The sequence below is a fragment of the Gemmata sp. genome, assembly GCF_051859125.1.
GTDB lineage: Bacteria > Planctomycetota > Planctomycetia > Gemmatales > Gemmataceae > Gemmata.
In genome coordinates this window covers 43,749-58,897 of sequence record NZ_JBHYGG010000135.1, presented here as the reverse complement: position 1 = coordinate 58,897, position 15,149 = coordinate 43,749, and the positions used below count along the sequence as shown (strand labels likewise).

The window sequence follows — 15,149 nt, the reverse complement described above, 5'->3', positions numbered from 1 at the left end:
CCGCGTCCCATCGCTGGGTTCTCGATCTGGCCTTGCCCGGCCGGGGGCCGCGGGTATGGTCGCGGTCAAACCACGGAGGGCGTGCGATGAACCGGTTCCTGGCGGGCGCGGCGGTGTGGGGCTTCGTCGGCAGCGTCGCGTACTTCGCGCTCACGCGGTCGGATGCGACCGGGCCGGTCCCGGCCCAACAGCCGGCCCCCGCGGTCGCCGCGCCGGCCCCCAGCCGCGAGCACGAGGCGCTGAAGCCGCCGGTGCTGCTCGCCGACGTGATCGAACTCACCGACCTCGACCCGCTCCTCGATCCGCCGGTGCGGGCGGCCGGCGGGGTGCCGTTCGACGCCGAGCCGGTCGTTCCCGTGCAGGCGGTCCAGGCCCCGGAGCGCATCCCGCTGTCGGTCGATTGATGGGCCGCACCCACCCCGTACAATGCCCCGGTGTCGGTCCGCACCCACAGCACCGGAGTACGTCTCATGCGAATGCTGGTCGCCGCGGCCCTCGCCGCCGCGCTCGCCTCCGCCACCGTCGCCGAGGACAAGAAGGGCACGCCCGTCGAACTCGGCGGCGTGAAGGCCACCACGCCCGGCGCGTGGAAGGAAGAGGCCCCGTCGAACAAGATGCGGCTGATGCAGTTCAAGCTGCCCAAGGCAGAGGGCGACCCCGAGGACGCCGAACTCGCGCTGTTCAAGTCGCCCGGCGGCGGCAGCGTGCAGGCGAACCTGGAGCGCCAGGAGAAGAAGTTCGAGCTGCCCGCCGACAAGAAGGCCGCGGACGCCGCCAAGACCGAGAAGATCAAGTTCGGCGACAAGTACGAGGGCGTGTACCAGGACATCCAGGGCACGCTGCTCAAGAAGTTCCCGCCGTTCGACCCGAACGCCAAGATCACCAAGGTGCCCGACTACCGGCAGATCTACGTCATCTTCGAGGCCAAGGACGGCGACTCGACCGTCGTGTACTCGATGACGCTGCTCGGGCCGGCCAAGACCGTCGAGGCGCACAAGAAGGCGTTCGACGAGTGGGTGAAGAGCTTCAAGTGATCCGAGTCGTGGACAGTGGGGAGTGGGCAGCGGACAGCTAAAACGACAGAACAGGGCTCTGTCTTCCCTGTCCACTGCCCACTCCCCACTGTCCACCATGCACTTCGACTACCACCTCCCCGAGCACCTGATCGCACAGCACCCGGTGGCGCGGCGCGACGAGTCGCGGCTGCTCGTCGTGCGGCGCGCGACCGGCGAACTCGAGCACCGCACGTTCCGCGACCTCCCCGAGCTGCTCAGCCCCGGCGACCTCCTCGTGCTCAACGACACGAAGGTGCTGCCGGCCCGCGTCGTCGGCCGCCGCGAGTCCACCGGCGGCAAGTGGGAGGGACTGTTCCTCCGCGAGCGCGACGGCCTGTGGGAGATGCTCGCGCAGACGCGGAGCTACCCCGAGGTCGGCAGCGCGTTCGTGACCGACACCGGCCTGCGCCTCACGCTCCGCGGTCGCACACCCGACCGCCACTGGCTCATGGAACCCGACCCGCCCGGAACGCCCGCGGAGGTGCTCGGTCGCTACGGGCACATTCCGCTGCCGCCGTACATCCGCAAGGGCACCGCGGCCGACGCCGACACCGAGCGCTACCAGACCGTGTACGCGGCGCACGCCGGCTCGGTCGCCGCACCGACCGCCGGGCTGCACTTCACGCAGGAGGTGTTCGACCGACTCACCGCCAAGGGGATCGGCACGGCCCGCGTCACGCTGCACGTCGGGCTCGGCACGTTCGCGCCGGTGAAGGCCGACTACCCGGCGAAGCACGCGATCCACCGCGAGTGGTGCGAGGTGACGCAGCCGACCGTCGGCTCGATCCGCGAGGCGAAGGCCCGCGGCGGCCGCGTGGTCGCGGTCGGCACGACGACGACGCGGACCCTGGAGAGCGCCGCCCGCACGGGCGAGTTGGGGCCGTTCAGCGGCGAGACCGACCTGTACATCCTGCCGGGGTTCGCGTTCCGCGTGGTCGATTCAATGGTCACGAACTTCCACCTGCCGCGAACGACCCTGCTGCTACTCGTCGGCGCACTGGCCGGCACCGATCTGCTCGCGAAGGCCTACGCCGAAGCCGTGGCCCGCGAGTACCGCTTCTACAGTTACGGCGACGCGATGCTGGTGCTGTGAGGCAGGTCAGAGAACGAGGTCGGCCGGCGTCGCAATTCGCGGCACCTGCCGCGTCGCCGCCAGCAGCCGGTCGTCTTCGATGGACGCCCGGATGCGTGATTCCAACTCCGGGTCGAGCTTGCCGAACCGGTCGCCCAGCATGGCGATCAGGTTTTCCTGGAGGGACCGCAGTGCGCGGAGCCGCTCGCGGGTTTGCCCCTCGACCCGCCCCTCGTCGAGAATCGCCTGGTACGTCGATGACTCGCGCATCTTCTGAACCCCCTGAAACAACGTGCGGGCCACAGCCTTATCGTACCGCAGCCCCAGCAGGATGAAACCGCAGCTGAGGAGCAGGTTGGCCTCGTCGATCGACGCCGACTCGCGTGTCACCCGCTCGGCGAACCGCGTCACGAGCGCCGGTAACCGCGGGCTCGCGTCGTCCGTCAGCAGCGCAAGGGGCGTCGCCCCCAGACCACCGACGAGCAGGACGTCGGCGGACAGTTCCCACACGCGGACGACGTCGTAGGTGAACCGCAGGTACTCCCGGCCGTCGGCAAAGTGCCTCAGGACCGTCCCCGTGAGGGCGGCGGTGCTCGCCTCGCGGCGGAGGAGCAGCGCGACGGTGTGGACCGGCCCGCCGTACCGCGCCTCCAGGAGAACGTTGTAGAGCAGCAACCGGTCGTGGAACCCGCCGTCCCAGCTCGACTGCGGCTCGATGTGGAGCAGGCCGGACGCGGGCGGGCCGAGGCGGAACACCTTGTCCGCGGTCGGCTGGACCGTGGACAGGTCCGCGTCGAGCGGTTCCGCCGCCACCGACGCGGGCAACCCGACGAGCGGGGCGAGCCACGCCACCCAGTCGGCCGCGCACGCGTCGAGCAGTTGCTTCATCGCGATGTCGAACGACCCGGCCATTGGTCACCCGCTTGGGAATCGTTGGCTTACAGGTAAGCGGGAGGCCGCCTTCCACCACGGAAAGACCCAGGGTAGGATACCGCAACTCCCCACACCTCGGAACTCCCATGGCCACCGACCCCGAGCGGCTCGCGTTCCTCCGGGCGATCGCCGCCGCACCGGACGACAACACCCCGCGGCTGGCCTACGCCGACTGGCTCGACGAGCACAGTTCGAGCGACGCCGACCGGGCGCGGGCCGAGTTCCTCCGCATCGCGTGCAAGCACAGCACCAAGGCGCGAATCACCAAGGACGAGCAGGTGTGGCTCGCGGCCCACTGGCAGCGAATGCTCCCGACCGTGGCCGCACTGTTCGTCGAACTCGGCGGGAAGCCGGACGGCATCCAGTGGTCCGGCCGGAACCTGAAACTGTGGGTCGCGAGCCGCAAGCGGAGCGGCCGGGCGGTCTCGATGTCGCTCGAACTGGAGGTGTGGCGGGGGTTCGTGAGGCGGGTCGTCTACCACGAAGGGTTCGACACGGCGGCCTCTGCGGTGGCGGCCGACGAGCCGCTGGCCCGCCACGAACTCTTCCCCGAGCTGTTGCCGTACCCCCGCCCGCTGGCCGGCGGCCGGTTCCGGGTCGGGGTGGCCCCGGCGGAGTGCTTCGGCCAGGTTGTGTGGGACCGCATCGTCGGGCACGCGGCCGTGTCCACCACGTCGCGGGGCGAGGTGAAGATGTTCGACGCCCCGGAGGCCGGCCCGCTGACCCGCGTCGAACTGCACCGCACAGCCCTCGACGCCATCGCGAGGGCCATGACCGCACACGCCCGCACACTCACCGGCTGGCCTACCGACCTGCCCACGCTCTTTTAGGAACGGGCTCGCCACCTTCCGCCGCCGAGAGGTGCGGGGTATGATGACGCCATCACCCCACTTCGGGATCCGACATGGCCGACGACCCCGTTCTCGCGATCTGGGATCGCCTCTTGAGCGCCCCGCACCCGCTCCCGGCCGGGCTGGCGAGCTACGTCCTTCGGCTCGGCTTCCCGGACAGCGACCGGGACCGCATGGGCGACTTATCCGAGAAGGCCCAAACCGGTTCACTGAGTGACGACGAACGTGGCGAGCTAGAAGCGTACTGCCACGCGGCCGCGTTCCTGAGCGTGCTGCAATCCAAGGCCCGCGTGGCCCTGCGAACCGTACCCACGGCGGCCGGCAATGGCGCACCCGCGGCATGAGCTCGTCCGGGCACGAGCGGGAAGCGCGTGCGAATACTGCCGCATTCCTGCGGCCGTGTACGCGGGTCCGTTTACCACCGAGCACATCATCGCACGCCAACACGGCGGGTCCGACCGCGACGACAATCTTGCCTTCTCGTGCGCACGCTGCAACCTGCACAAGGGTCCGAACATCGCGGGTCTCGACCCGGACACGGGTGAGTTGACCCGCCTGTTCAACCCGAGGTCAGACAGGTGGGACGACCACTTCGTGTGGTCCGGCCACATCCTCGCGGGACGCTCTCCGATCGGGCGGACGAGTGTACGAGTCCTCGCGATGAACGAACCAACCATCCGGGCCGTGAGGGCGGCGCTACTCCTTGAAGGAGTCTTCCCCCCGATCACCTCGGGTTAATACGCCCGGGCAAAGACGACGCGCTTCGCGGACGGCTGGCCGGTGAAGATGCACGCCCCCGCGTCGGCCGGGCCGTCGAACGGGATGCACCGGATCGTCGCCTTGAACTCCTTCTGCACCCGGTCCTCGGTCTCGCGGGTGCCGTCCCAGTGGGCGTACACGAACTTGAGCCCGCTGCCGACGCCCTCGTCGCCGTCCTTGTCGAGCGGGAACAGCGCCTTGAACTCGTCGAGCGTGTTCGCGGTCACCGTCGCCTTGTCGCGGTACGCCTTGGCCCGGTCGAAGAGCGCCTTCTGAATGTCCCGCAGCAGCGCCGAGATGTGCTCGGCCGCGCCGGTGAGGGGGACGCCGAACTGCTTACCCTCCTTGCCCGGGGTGTCACGCCGGGCCACGGCGCACGCGCTCTTCTCGATGTCCTTCGGGCCGATCTCGACCCGCACCGGCACCCCGCGGACCTCGTACTCCGCGTACCGGAACCCGGGCTGCTTGTCGAACGTCGTGTCGATCTTCACGCTGATCGGCTCGTACCCGAAGAAGTCGTCCCGGGGCAGCGCCTTGAGTTCCGCCGCGAGCTTCTCGGCCGCGGCGATGCTCGGCCCGCGCTCCGCGTCGTTGCGGCCGAGCGGGACGATGACGACGTGCAGCGGCGCGAGCCGCGGCGGGACGACCAGCCCGTTGTCGTCGGAGTGCGTCATGATGAGCCCGCCGATGAGCCGGGTGCTGACGCCCCAGCTCGTCGCCCACGCGAACTCTTCCTTGTTGCTCTGGTCCTTGAACGTGACGTCGAACGCCTTGGCGAAGTTCTGCCCCAGGAAGTGCGACGTGCCGGCCTGGAGCGCCTTGCCGTCCTGCATCATCGCCTCGATGCACAGCGTGTACACCGCGCCGGGGAACTTCTGGCCGTCGGTCTTCGGGCCGACGAGCACGGGCATCGCCATGTAGTCCTCGGCGAACTTCTGGTACACCCGGACCATCTGGAGCGTCTCCTCCTCGGCCTCCTTTGCCGTGGCGTGCGCCGTGTGGCCCTCCTGCCACAGGAACTCGGCGGTGCGGAGGAACAGCCGCGTCCGCATCTCCCACCGCACGACGTTGCACCACTGGTTGATGAGCAGCGGCAGGTCGCGGTAGCTCTGCACCCACTTCTTGTAGGTGTTCCAGATGATGGTCTCGGACGTGGGCCGGATGATGAGGGGCTCTTCGAGCTTCGCGTCGGGGTCGACGTGCAGCGGGACGCCCTTGTCGGCCTTGAGCCGGTAGTGCGTGACGACGGCGCACTCCTTGGCGAACCCCTCCGCCATCTGCTCCTCCTTGGCGAGGTAGCTCATGGGGATGAACAGCGGGAAGTAGGCGTTGACGTGGCCGGTCGCCTTGAACATGCCGTCGAGGCCGCGCTGCATCTTCTCCCACAGCGCGTACCCGGTCGGCTTGATGACCATGCACCCGCGGACGTCGGAGTTGTCGGCCAGCCCGGCCTCCTTGACGACGTCGAGGTACCACTGGGGGTAGTTCTTCGCGCGGGCGGTGATCGCATCGGCCATTGACGGGCTCCAGAGAAAACAAAGCGAAGCCCCCCTGTCGCGACGGGGGGGCTTGTGGGGCTGATTATAGGTACGGACACCGCCGCGGCTCCGAGGTGACCGCGGCGGGGTGGCCCGGTGCGGCGGAATCGTGTTCAATGGAGCACGCACTCCGGCGGCGGGTCAAAGGGGGTCGGTCGTGTCGAGCATTCTCCGAGCGGTGCTTCTTGCAGCGGTCCCGGTGTGGCCCGCCGCGCCCACGGTCGCGGCCGAGCCCGATCCCGCGGCCGCCGAGAAGATTGTTGCCGACGCGCTGAGGGCGTGGCAGGTTCCCGGTGCGGCCGTGGTCGTCGTTCGCGGCGACGACACGCTGCTGTTGAAGGGGTTCGGCGTCCGCGAGGCCCGGAAGGCCGATAAGGTGACGCCCGACACCGTGTTCCCGCTCGCGTCGTGCTCGAAGGCGTTCACTTCGGCGCTGATCGCCATGCTCGTCGACGACGAGGCGCTCGCCTGGGACGACCGGGTGAGCAAGCACCTCCCGGGGTTCGCGCTCTCGGACCCGAACGCGAACGCGCTGCTGACCGTGCGAGACCTACTCAGCCACCGCACCGGCATCGGCGGCCACGACCTGCTGTGGTACCGCGCCCCGTGGGGGATCGACGAGACGCTGAGGCGCGCGAAGGCGCTGCCGCTCGACTACCCGTTCCGCAGCGGCTTCGCGTACACGAGCGTTCCGGTACTCGCGGCCGGGCGGTACGCCGAGAAGCGCACCGGCAAGAAGTGGGAGGAGCTTGTCGCCGCACGCGTGTGCGAGCCGCTCGGCATGACCGGCGTCTCGTTCACCACGAAGGGCATCCCCAAGGACGCGGAGCGGTCGTTCGGCCACAAGCTCGAGAAGGACGGGAAACCGGTTGTGGTGCCGTGGTACGAGATCACCGAGCCGAACCCGGCCGGGTCGGTGAACGCGACCGCCCGCGACCTCGCCGCGTGGCTCAAGTTTCACCTGTCCGACGGCATCAACCCGAACGGCACCCGCATCGTGTCGGTGAAGAACCTCGACGAGACGAAGGCCCCGCACACGCCGGTCCGCCTCGACGGGCTCGCGAAGGCGCTGAACCCCGACACCGCCCAACTGAGCTACTGCATGGGCTGGCTGTGCTACGACCACCGCGGCAAGAAGGTGCTGTCGCACGGCGGGATGATCGACGGGTTCCGCGTGCAGGTCACGCTGGTGCCGGGCGAGAACCTCGGCGTCGCGGTGCTGGCCAACCTGCAGGAGACGCGCATGAACGCGGCCGTCACGAACGCGCTCGTCGACCTGTACTGCGACCTGGAGGCCCGCGACTGGAACGCCTTCTTCCGCAAGGTGGCCGATCAGGAGGCCGCCGACCGCAGGGCCGCTCTAGAAGTGCGAGATGCCTCGCGCAAGCCCGACGCGAAGCCTTCGCTGCCGCTCGCGAACTACGCCGGCGAGTACGCGAACCCGGCCTACGGCACGCTGACGGTGTCGTGTGCCGGGGGCAAGCTCGCGCTGAAGTGGAGCAGTTTCGCGTGCCCGCTGGAGCAGTTCGAGGCCGACACGTTCCGCGTCACGAGCGGCTTCTTCGAGGACCGGCTCGTGACGTTCACCGCCGCAGAGGGGAAGGCGACGGGGGTGCGGTTCGCGGACCAGGAGTTCAAGAAGAAGTAGCCGCGGGTCCGGGCGAGCCGCGTCAGCTCACCAGCGCGAAGAACAGCTCCTCCAGGTCGTCCTGCTTGTACACGGTCCGCAGCTCTTCGAGCGTGCCGCAGCACACGATCTTCCCGTGTGCCATGATCGCCACGCGGTCGCACAGCTTCTCGACCTCCCGCATGATGTGCGTCGAGAACAGGATCGTCTTGCCGCGGCCGCGGAGCTGCTTGATGCTGTCGAGCACGGCCCGCTGGATCAGCACGTCGAGCCCGTTCGTGGGCTCGTCGAAGATGAGCACCGGCGGGTCGTTCACCAGCGCCCGCGCGATCGACACCTTCTGCTTCATCCCGGTGCTCATCTTGCCGCCGACGACGTTGCGGAAGTCGTTCATCTGGAGCGTGGCGAACAGCTCCTCCATCCGCGGGCCGAGGTCGCCCCACGGGATCTGGTGCAACTCGCCGTAGTACCGCACCATCTCCCACGCGGTCATGCGGTCGTACACGCCGGTATTGGCAGAAAGAAACCCGACGTGCCGCCGGACCTCGGACGGCTGGGTGACGACGTCGTAGCCCGCGACGGTGGCGGTGCCGGCCGTGGGCTTGAGCACGGTGCAGAGCATCCGCAGCGTGGTCGTCTTCCCGGCCCCGTTCGGGCCGAGTAGCCCGAGCACCTCGCCGGGGCGGACGACGAACCGGACCGCGTCCACGGCGGCCTTGGTGCCGTGCGGCCCGGAGAACGACTTCGACAGGTCGAGGACTTCGATCATGCTGAGGGTCGCTTCTGATGTCTGGTGGGGCAGGAGTCGGCTCACCCGGTGCGGGCGGCGGCGGACGCCGGCGGGTTCGCGGCCCGCCACCTCGCGTAGTTCGCCCAGGTCGGGTCGGTGATTTCGAACTCGGGGGCGTGGTCCGCGCCGAGCCGCAGGAGCGCCTTCCGCCGGCCGGTGCCGTGGTCGGCCTTCTCGCGGAGGAGCTCGAAGTCGTCCGGCCCGGCGACCCACACCGGGTCGCCCTTCGCGCCGACGAAGAACGCGGTGGTGCCGAGGAGCTTCACCTTCCAGTGCGGCTTGGTGGGCAGGTCAAGGGCCAGCTCGTCGGCCTGCGGGTCGGCGGCGCGGATCTCGGCGACGAGGTCGTCGAACCACGCGAGGTGCTCGGGGCTGGGCCGGTGCGCGAACATGCGGCGGAGCTGCGCGTACGCCTTGAACCGCCCGACCGCCGCCCACAGCATGAACAGCCCGAACAGGATCACGTACGCCGGCGGGCGGCCCCCGAGGAACGCGAGGAAGTTGTACCCCACGAACGCGAGCAACACGAACCCGTCGAGGAGCACCCCCTCGGCCGAGGGGAACAGCCACTTGAACAGCCCGACGCACAGCTCACCGACAGCGAGCGCCCCGTACAGGATTGCCGCGAGCGGGACGCCGCCGGCCCCGGCCCGCTGCTCCCACACGAGGTACGCGAAGAAGAGCATGACGAGGGCGAAGAAGACGTTCCCGCGGCCGGACCGGCGCACCCCGGCCCGCAGCTCGCGGTACGCGACCACCCGCTGGAGTTGCATCCGCATCGCGAAGTCGTCGGCCATGCTGACCCCGCACCGGGACCGCTCGGAGAAGCACGAAGAGAGTGATCCAGAGCTTACGCAGAAGACACAGATTGAAAGACAGAGCGCAGGCACAACGGGCGCAGAGTCCTCTCGCGAACTCTGCTTCATCTGTCTTGGTTCTGAATCTGTGTCTACTGCGTAATCTGCGGATCACTCTCTTCGGGTACACGGTCATTGTGCCGACTCAGGCGAGGACCGGCAACGCGGTCCCCGCGTTCGGCCGCGGGGCGCGCTCCTCGACGAGTTGGTAGAACACGTTCCGCTGCCGCGGCTCCCACCCGGCCTCGCGGATCGACCGCTTGATCTCCTCGAGCGTCAGGTAGTGGACCGTGCCGGCCGACGCGACGACGTTCTCCTCGATCATCAACGAGCCCATGTCGTTCGCGCCGAAGAACAGCGCGACCTGGCCGATCTTGCCGCCCTGCGTCACCCACGACGACTGGATGTTCGGGACGTTGTCGAGGTACAGCCGGGCGATCGCCTGCGTGCGGAGGTACTCGAACGCGCCGCTCTCGGGCGCGTCGGCCATCTTGTGGCCCGGCTGCATCGTCCAGCAGATGAACGCGGTGAACCCGCCGGTCTCGTCCTGCAGGTCGCGGAGCCGGGTCAGGTGCTCGACGCGGTCGGCGTCGGTCTCGACGTGCCCGAACATCATCGTGCAGGTCGAGCGGCCGCCGAGCTGGTGCCACACCCGCGACACTTCGAGCCACTCGTCCGAGAGCGCCTTGTTCTTGGTCAGTTCCTTGCGCACGCGGTCCACGAGGATCTCGCCGCCGCCGCCCGGGAGGCTCCCGAGCCCCGCGTCCTTGAGCCGTTGCAGCACGGTGCGCAGCGGCAGCTTGTTGAGCTTGTGGAAGTGCCAGATTTCCGGCGGGCTGAAGGCGTGCAGGTTCACCTGCGGGTAGCGGCTCCGCAGGTCGCGCAGGAGTTCCTCGTACCACTCCAGCTTCAGCGACGGGTGCATCCCGCCCTGCATGAGGATCTGGTCGCCGCCGAGGGCGATCGTCTCCTCGATCTTCTTGTACAGCTCCTCGCGGGGCAGCACGTAGGCGTCGGCGTCGCCCGACTTGCGGTAGAACGCGCAGAAGTCGCACACCGCGGCGCACACGTTCGTGTAGTTCACGTTGCGGTCGATGTTGAACGTGCGGTACGGCTCCGGGTGCAGCCGCATCGTGACGGCGTGCGCGGCGCGGCCGAGCTTGTGCAGGTCGCGGCACGCGAACAGCGCGACGCCCTCGGCGGGGGTCAGGCGCTCGCCCGCAACGGCCTTCGCGAGAATGGTGTCGGTGGTTGCGGTCATGACGGACGTCTCCCAAGAGAAGCGATGGCACGCGGGTGACGCGGATCGAAGCCAGGATGAAGAGGGTCGCACCCGACCGGAGTTCCAAGAGCGGATCTCGTCCGATCGGGCCTCGATCCTGCCGCTCATCCGCGTCACCCGCGGGCCACCGCTTCGGTTTCTCTGCCGACGAACGGCGGGCGCGCTTCGGGGACCAGTCCCAAGTCCGCGGCGAGTTCGCGGTACTTCCGCAGGCCCGCGAGTTCGGCCGGGCCGAGGTCGTAGCGGATCACGGTCTCGAGGTAGCGGCGGCAGAACCCGGCGTCGAGGCCGAGCCCCGGGGCCTCGCGCTGGGCGATCAGCCCGGCCCGCGACAGGCCCCACTCTTTGGCCCGGTGGAACGCCCGCTCGGTCGCACCCAGTTCGACGCCGCCGCGGACCGCCCACACCGCGTACACCATCGGCAGGCCGGTCCAGGCGGTCCACTCCTCGCCGAGGTCGAAGGCGTAGCGGTGGCCCGGGAGGCACGCCCGCATGGCCCGGTCGCCGATGAGCAGCACCGCGTCGGTACCCGCGGCCTCGGCCGGCGAGTCGATCGGCAGTTGCTCGAACCGCGGGTCCAGCCCGTGCTTCGTCCGCAGCAGGATCTTCGTGAGTGCGGCGCTGGTTCGCGAGCCCTCGTCGAGCGCGACCGAGCGAATGTCGGCCCACGGGACGCGGCTGAACAGCGTGACGCTCAGCACCGGCCCGCGGGACGCGATGGCGACGTTCGGGACGAACGTGTACCCGTCGCCACGGAAGAACTCGACCACGGGGATGAGCCCGACGTCGAGGTCGCCGGCGGCCAACTGGTCGGCGAGGCGGCTCGGCAGGTCGAGGGACAGTGCGACGTCGGGCGCGAACTCGCCGAGCCGCTCGACGAGCGGCTTCGCGTTCAGGTAGTTGACCGCACCGACGCGGAGTTTCGTGGCCATCGTTCGGACCTTCGTGCGGCTCGGCCGCGTGCCTCGCAGCCGTCGTTATAAGAACCGATAACCGCACGGCGAACGCAACAGCGTCGGGCAGCCTTCGGCTGCGGGAAAACGCTGCGACCGGGCAAACTCTGAGCGCCAGCGAGGGGGTCGCGCTACCCCCTCGCTGGCGCTCAGGGTTCGCCCCGAATCCGTGTCCGCGTGCGTGCCCGTGTGCGTGCCCGAGTTGATCTCCGTCCCGTGCTCCGCTGTCTCGGCCCGGCGGCGCGCTTATCATTCCCGCATGGAAGCTCCTCCCCCCGCACGCGACGAGCGGCCGATCTGGCGCACCGTTCTCGCCCTGGCGCTGCCGGCGATGGCGCAGCAGTACCTGCTCGTCCTCGTGCGGCTGTCGGACCAGTACCTCGCGGACAACTTCCCGGTCGCCGACCCGGCCGACCGCAAGACGTACCTCGCGGCCCTGAACACCGCCGGCTACCTGTACTGGTTCGTGTCGAGCTACACCGTGGTCGTGAGCGTCGGCGCGACGGCGCTGGTGGCGCGGTTCGTCGGCGCGCGCGACTTCGCACTGGCGCACCGCGTCACCGGTCAGGCGATCATGCTCGGAGCGGCGCTCGGGCTGGTCGGCACAATCGCGGCGCTGCTCGGGCTCCCGCACCTCGTCGGCGCCTTGCAACTCACCGGGAACGCCGCGGCCGCCGCGGTCGAGTTCCTCACGCCGCTCGCGGTGCTGCTCGCGTTCCAGATCACCGAGTCGGCGTGCATCGCGTGCCTGGCCGGGGCCGGCGACACCCGCACCGGGCTGAAGGTGCTCGGCCTGGTCGCGGTGCTGAACATCCCGCTCGCGTGGGGGCTGTGCTTCGGCGTCGGGTCGTGGGGCGGGCTCGGGTTCGCGGGGATCTCGCTCGGCACCGGGCTGAGCCACGTCACCGGGTGCGCCGTGCTGCTCGTGGTCCTGGCCCGCGGGAAGTCGGGGCTCAAGCTCCGGCTGGCGAACCTCGTCCCGGACGCCGCGCTGCTCCGCCGGCTCCTGTGGGTGAGCGTGCCGGCCGGGGTGGACAGCATGTCGGTGGCGCTGTGCCAGCTCTGGTTCCTGAGCCTCGTGAACCGGCTCGGCGACACGGCGACCGCGGCGCACGGCATCGCGCTCCTGTGGGAGTCGCTCGGGTTCCTGGCCGGGGGCGCGTTCGGCACCGCGGCGATGGCGCTGATCGGCCAGAACCTCGGGGCCGGGAACCCGGCACGGGCGGCCCGGTGCGGGTGGGTCGCGTTCCAGATGGGCGCGGCCGCGATGGTCGCGATGGGGGCGAGCTGGCTCCTGTTCGCCGAGCCGATGTTCCGGTTGTTCTGCCACGAGGAGGCGTCGCAGCCGGTGGTCGACGCCGGGGTGCCGGTGCTGCGGCTCATCGCGGTGGCGATGCCGGCACTCGCGAGCCAGATCATCTTCACGGCGGCGCTGCGCGGCGCCGGCGACACCCGCGTCCCGGTGCTCATCAGTTGGGTCGGGTTCCTCGGCGTCCGGCTCCCGCTCGCGCACCTGCTGACCATGCCGGAGGTGAGCCTCGGGCCGCTCGGCTCGGTCCCGGGGTGGGACCTGGGCCTGTACGGCGCGTGGGTGGCGATGTGTACCGACATCTGGGTGCGGGGCAGCTTCTTCGCGGTCCGGTTCGCGAGCGGCCGGTGGAAGCGGATCGAGGTGTGAATCAACGGCCCCGCGGTCCGGTTCCGGTGGCCCCGACCCCGGCCCGTGGAGGACCAGGGGCCGGGGCCACCGGCAGCAGCGGGGAAGCGCCCTTTCGGAACCCCGCGTCAGGACACGCCCCTCAGCTCGACCCGGAACGCCAGCTCGGCGTTCCCCGGGATCGACGTCCCAAAGCCGGCCGTGCCGTACCCGCGGGACGAGGGGATGTCGAGCAGCCGCACCCCGCCGACCTTCATCCCCGGGATCGCGTCATTCCACCCCGGGATCAGATCCTCGAGAGGTCGGTTCGTCAGGGTGCCCGAATCGAACTGCATGCCATTCGTGAGGTAGCCGTTGTACCCGACGGTAATGTTGCTGCCCACGGCGGCTGTCGCCCCGGTCCCGACGGTCACGTCCTTGTACCGGACCCCGCTCGGCAGGGTGATCCACCCGGCGTCGGTCAGCGAGAACGGGAGCGTACTGGTGGCGCTGGTGGGCACGACCCAGGTGAAGTTCGCGGTGCCGGTCTGTGCGCCCTGGGTCGCCGTGACCCGCACGTTGTACGGGCTGTTGTTGCTCCCGTTCGCCGCGATGGTGCCGCCGATGACGCCGGTCAGCGGGTTGATGGTCAGCCCCGGGGGCAGGTTCGCGGCGGAGTAAATGATCGGGCCGCTCCCGGTCCCGGTCCCGGTGGCGGTCACCGCGACCCCGGAGACGGTCGCGCCGTTGGGGTTCGACTGGGTCGCGGGCGGGGTGACGGTGACGCCGCTCGCCGGGGGTGCGGGCGGGGCCGGGGCCGCCGTGTACTCGGGGGCCGCCGCGACGCCGGCGATCAGACCCCGCACCGACCCGCCGTCGCCCAGGAACTCGACCCAGTTCTGCAGCCCGGCCGCCTCGGGGCCGCGGCCCAGGAACCGCTCGTACGCGCCGTACACGGACCGGACGTGGTGCTCGGTGCTGGTGAGGAGCTGGAGCGCCACGTCCTCGCGGCTGGTGCCCGAGTCGAGCGCCCGGACGAAGTACGACACCCCGGCCGCGTCCGGGTTCCGCTCCAGCGCGACCTTGTACAGCCCCGCGACGAACCCCGTGTTCGTTCCGCCGAACCGCTGGAAGAACTCGGCCGAGCCGAGGACCGCGGCCTCGACCCGCTCCGCCGAAACGGTCCGCAGTTGCTCAACGTAGAAGTTCAGGCTCGCGGCGTCGGGCGCCCGGCCCAGGGCGGTCTGGAAGATCTCGGTGACGAGGTTGTTGCGGTACTCGGCGCTCCCCTGGAGGTCGAGGGCCGTCTGCCGCTGGTCGGTCGTGCCGGCGTCGAACAGCCGGGACCACGCGGCCACCTCGGACGCGGTCGCGGCCCGGTCGAACAGGTCCGTGTAGAGCTTGGCGACGAAGGCGTCGCTCGCGGCCGACGGGACGACCCGGTCCTCGAGTTGCTCCCAGCCGCGGAGGCCCGGGACGCGGGGCGACGGCCGCGACGCGGCGGACCGGCGGGCGTTCAACGAGTTCAGCCAGCGAATAATGTTCATGTTGCCCTCTGCGACCTCCGAGGGGAGCGGCTCGGCCCGGTGGGTGCGGCGCTCCGGGCGGCTCGGGAACCTTTCGGCTCCGCGGGCCGCGACCCGGCACGCCCATTGTGTGGAAATGCATTCTACGGCCCGGTTCGGACACCAACGTGCGCCCCACCGGCACAACCGGCCGGTCCCGCGGAACCGGACCGCCCGGCGCGCGGCGGCTTTCCGGTTCCCCGCCGCCGCAACAGCGGATACACTAACGTC

Annotated in this window: 15 protein-coding genes; 8 read left to right on the top strand and 7 right to left on the bottom strand. The window is 70.0% G+C overall.

Annotation, left to right across the window (positions count from 1 at the left end; all coding sequences use genetic code 11):
• Nucleotides 1–86: 86 nt before the first annotated feature.
• From ACTIGN_RS14080 to queA, 3 genes are all read left to right on the top strand, one after another.
• Nucleotides 87–404: a hypothetical protein gene (locus ACTIGN_RS14080; protein ID WP_439624835.1), complete on the top strand. Its 318-nt coding sequence runs from the start codon at nucleotides 87–89 to the stop codon at nucleotides 402–404.
• A gap of 66 nt (nucleotides 405–470) precedes the next feature.
• Nucleotides 471–1,034, top strand: a complete 564-nt coding sequence (locus ACTIGN_RS14075) for a hypothetical protein (RefSeq protein WP_439624833.1) — start codon at nucleotides 471–473, stop codon at nucleotides 1,032–1,034.
• Nucleotides 1,035–1,131: 97 nt separating this feature from the next.
• A complete protein-coding gene (queA, locus tag ACTIGN_RS14070) occupies nucleotides 1,132–2,148 on the top strand; it encodes a tRNA preQ1(34) S-adenosylmethionine ribosyltransferase-isomerase QueA (protein WP_439624831.1) in 1,017 nt (338 codons plus the stop codon).
• 6 nt (nucleotides 2,149–2,154) lie between these two features.
• Here queA and ACTIGN_RS14065 read toward each other — a convergent pair whose 3' ends face one another.
• Entirely contained in the window at nucleotides 2,155–3,039 is an 885-nt protein-coding gene (locus ACTIGN_RS14065) for a hypothetical protein (RefSeq protein WP_439624829.1), read from the bottom strand.
• A gap of 107 nt (nucleotides 3,040–3,146) precedes the next feature.
• Between ACTIGN_RS14065 and ACTIGN_RS14060 the strand changes: the two genes are divergently transcribed.
• The 3 genes from ACTIGN_RS14060 (at nucleotide 3,147) to ACTIGN_RS14050 (ending at nucleotide 4,649) form a co-directional block, all read left to right on the top strand.
• Nucleotides 3,147–3,890: a TIGR02996 domain-containing protein gene (locus ACTIGN_RS14060; protein WP_439624827.1), complete on the top strand. Its 744-nt coding sequence runs from the start codon at nucleotides 3,147–3,149 to the stop codon at nucleotides 3,888–3,890.
• 74 nt (nucleotides 3,891–3,964) lie between these two features.
• Nucleotides 3,965–4,255 (top strand): hypothetical protein, encoded by a 291-nt coding sequence (locus ACTIGN_RS14055; protein WP_439624825.1) that lies wholly within the window; start codon nucleotides 3,965–3,967, stop codon nucleotides 4,253–4,255.
• Entirely contained in the window at nucleotides 4,236–4,649 is a 414-nt protein-coding gene (locus tag ACTIGN_RS14050) for an HNH endonuclease (RefSeq protein WP_439624823.1), read from the top strand. Before ACTIGN_RS14055 ends, ACTIGN_RS14050 begins: the two co-directional genes overlap by 20 nt.
• Here ACTIGN_RS14050 and proS read toward each other — a convergent pair.
• The gene (gene proS / locus ACTIGN_RS14045) at nucleotides 4,646–6,187 is read right to left on the bottom strand and encodes a proline--tRNA ligase (RefSeq protein WP_439624821.1); all 1,542 of its coding nucleotides are present in this window, start codon (nucleotides 6,185–6,187) and stop codon (nucleotides 4,646–4,648) included. The genes ACTIGN_RS14050 and proS overlap by 4 nt on opposite strands.
• Before the next feature lie 178 nt (nucleotides 6,188–6,365).
• On the opposite strand from proS, the gene ACTIGN_RS14040 reads away from it, so the two are divergent.
• On the top strand, nucleotides 6,366–7,856 hold the full coding sequence (locus ACTIGN_RS14040) for a serine hydrolase (protein WP_439624819.1): 1,491 nt from the start codon (nucleotides 6,366–6,368) through the stop codon (nucleotides 7,854–7,856).
• Between the two features lie 22 nt (nucleotides 7,857–7,878).
• On the opposite strand, the gene ACTIGN_RS14035 is transcribed toward ACTIGN_RS14040, so the two are convergent.
• The 4 genes from ACTIGN_RS14035 to ACTIGN_RS14020 form a co-directional block, all read right to left on the bottom strand.
• The gene (locus tag ACTIGN_RS14035; protein ID WP_439624815.1) at nucleotides 7,879–8,604 is read right to left on the bottom strand and encodes an ABC transporter ATP-binding protein; all 726 of its coding nucleotides are present in this window, start codon (nucleotides 8,602–8,604) and stop codon (nucleotides 7,879–7,881) included.
• Between the two features lie 41 nt (nucleotides 8,605–8,645).
• A complete protein-coding gene (locus ACTIGN_RS14030) occupies nucleotides 8,646–9,422 on the bottom strand; it encodes a hypothetical protein (RefSeq protein WP_439624813.1) in 777 nt (258 codons plus the stop codon).
• Nucleotides 9,423–9,627: 205 nt separating this feature from the next.
• Entirely contained in the window at nucleotides 9,628–10,743 is a 1,116-nt protein-coding gene (gene mqnC / locus ACTIGN_RS14025) for a cyclic dehypoxanthinyl futalosine synthase (RefSeq protein WP_439624811.1), read from the bottom strand.
• A gap of 134 nt (nucleotides 10,744–10,877) precedes the next feature.
• The gene (locus ACTIGN_RS14020; protein ID WP_439624809.1) at nucleotides 10,878–11,696 is read right to left on the bottom strand and encodes a menaquinone biosynthetic enzyme MqnA/MqnD family protein; all 819 of its coding nucleotides are present in this window, start codon (nucleotides 11,694–11,696) and stop codon (nucleotides 10,878–10,880) included.
• A 280-nt stretch (nucleotides 11,697–11,976) separates the two neighbouring features.
• Between ACTIGN_RS14020 and ACTIGN_RS14015 the strand changes: the two genes are divergently transcribed.
• Nucleotides 11,977–13,395: an MATE family efflux transporter gene (locus tag ACTIGN_RS14015; protein ID WP_439624807.1), complete on the top strand. Its 1,419-nt coding sequence runs from the start codon at nucleotides 11,977–11,979 to the stop codon at nucleotides 13,393–13,395.
• A 107-nt stretch (nucleotides 13,396–13,502) separates the two neighbouring features.
• Here ACTIGN_RS14015 and ACTIGN_RS14010 read toward each other — a convergent pair whose 3' ends face one another.
• Nucleotides 13,503–14,900, bottom strand: a complete 1,398-nt coding sequence (locus tag ACTIGN_RS14010; RefSeq protein ID WP_439624805.1) for a DUF4214 domain-containing protein — start codon at nucleotides 14,898–14,900, stop codon at nucleotides 13,503–13,505.
• Nucleotides 14,901–15,149: the final 249 nt, after the last annotated feature.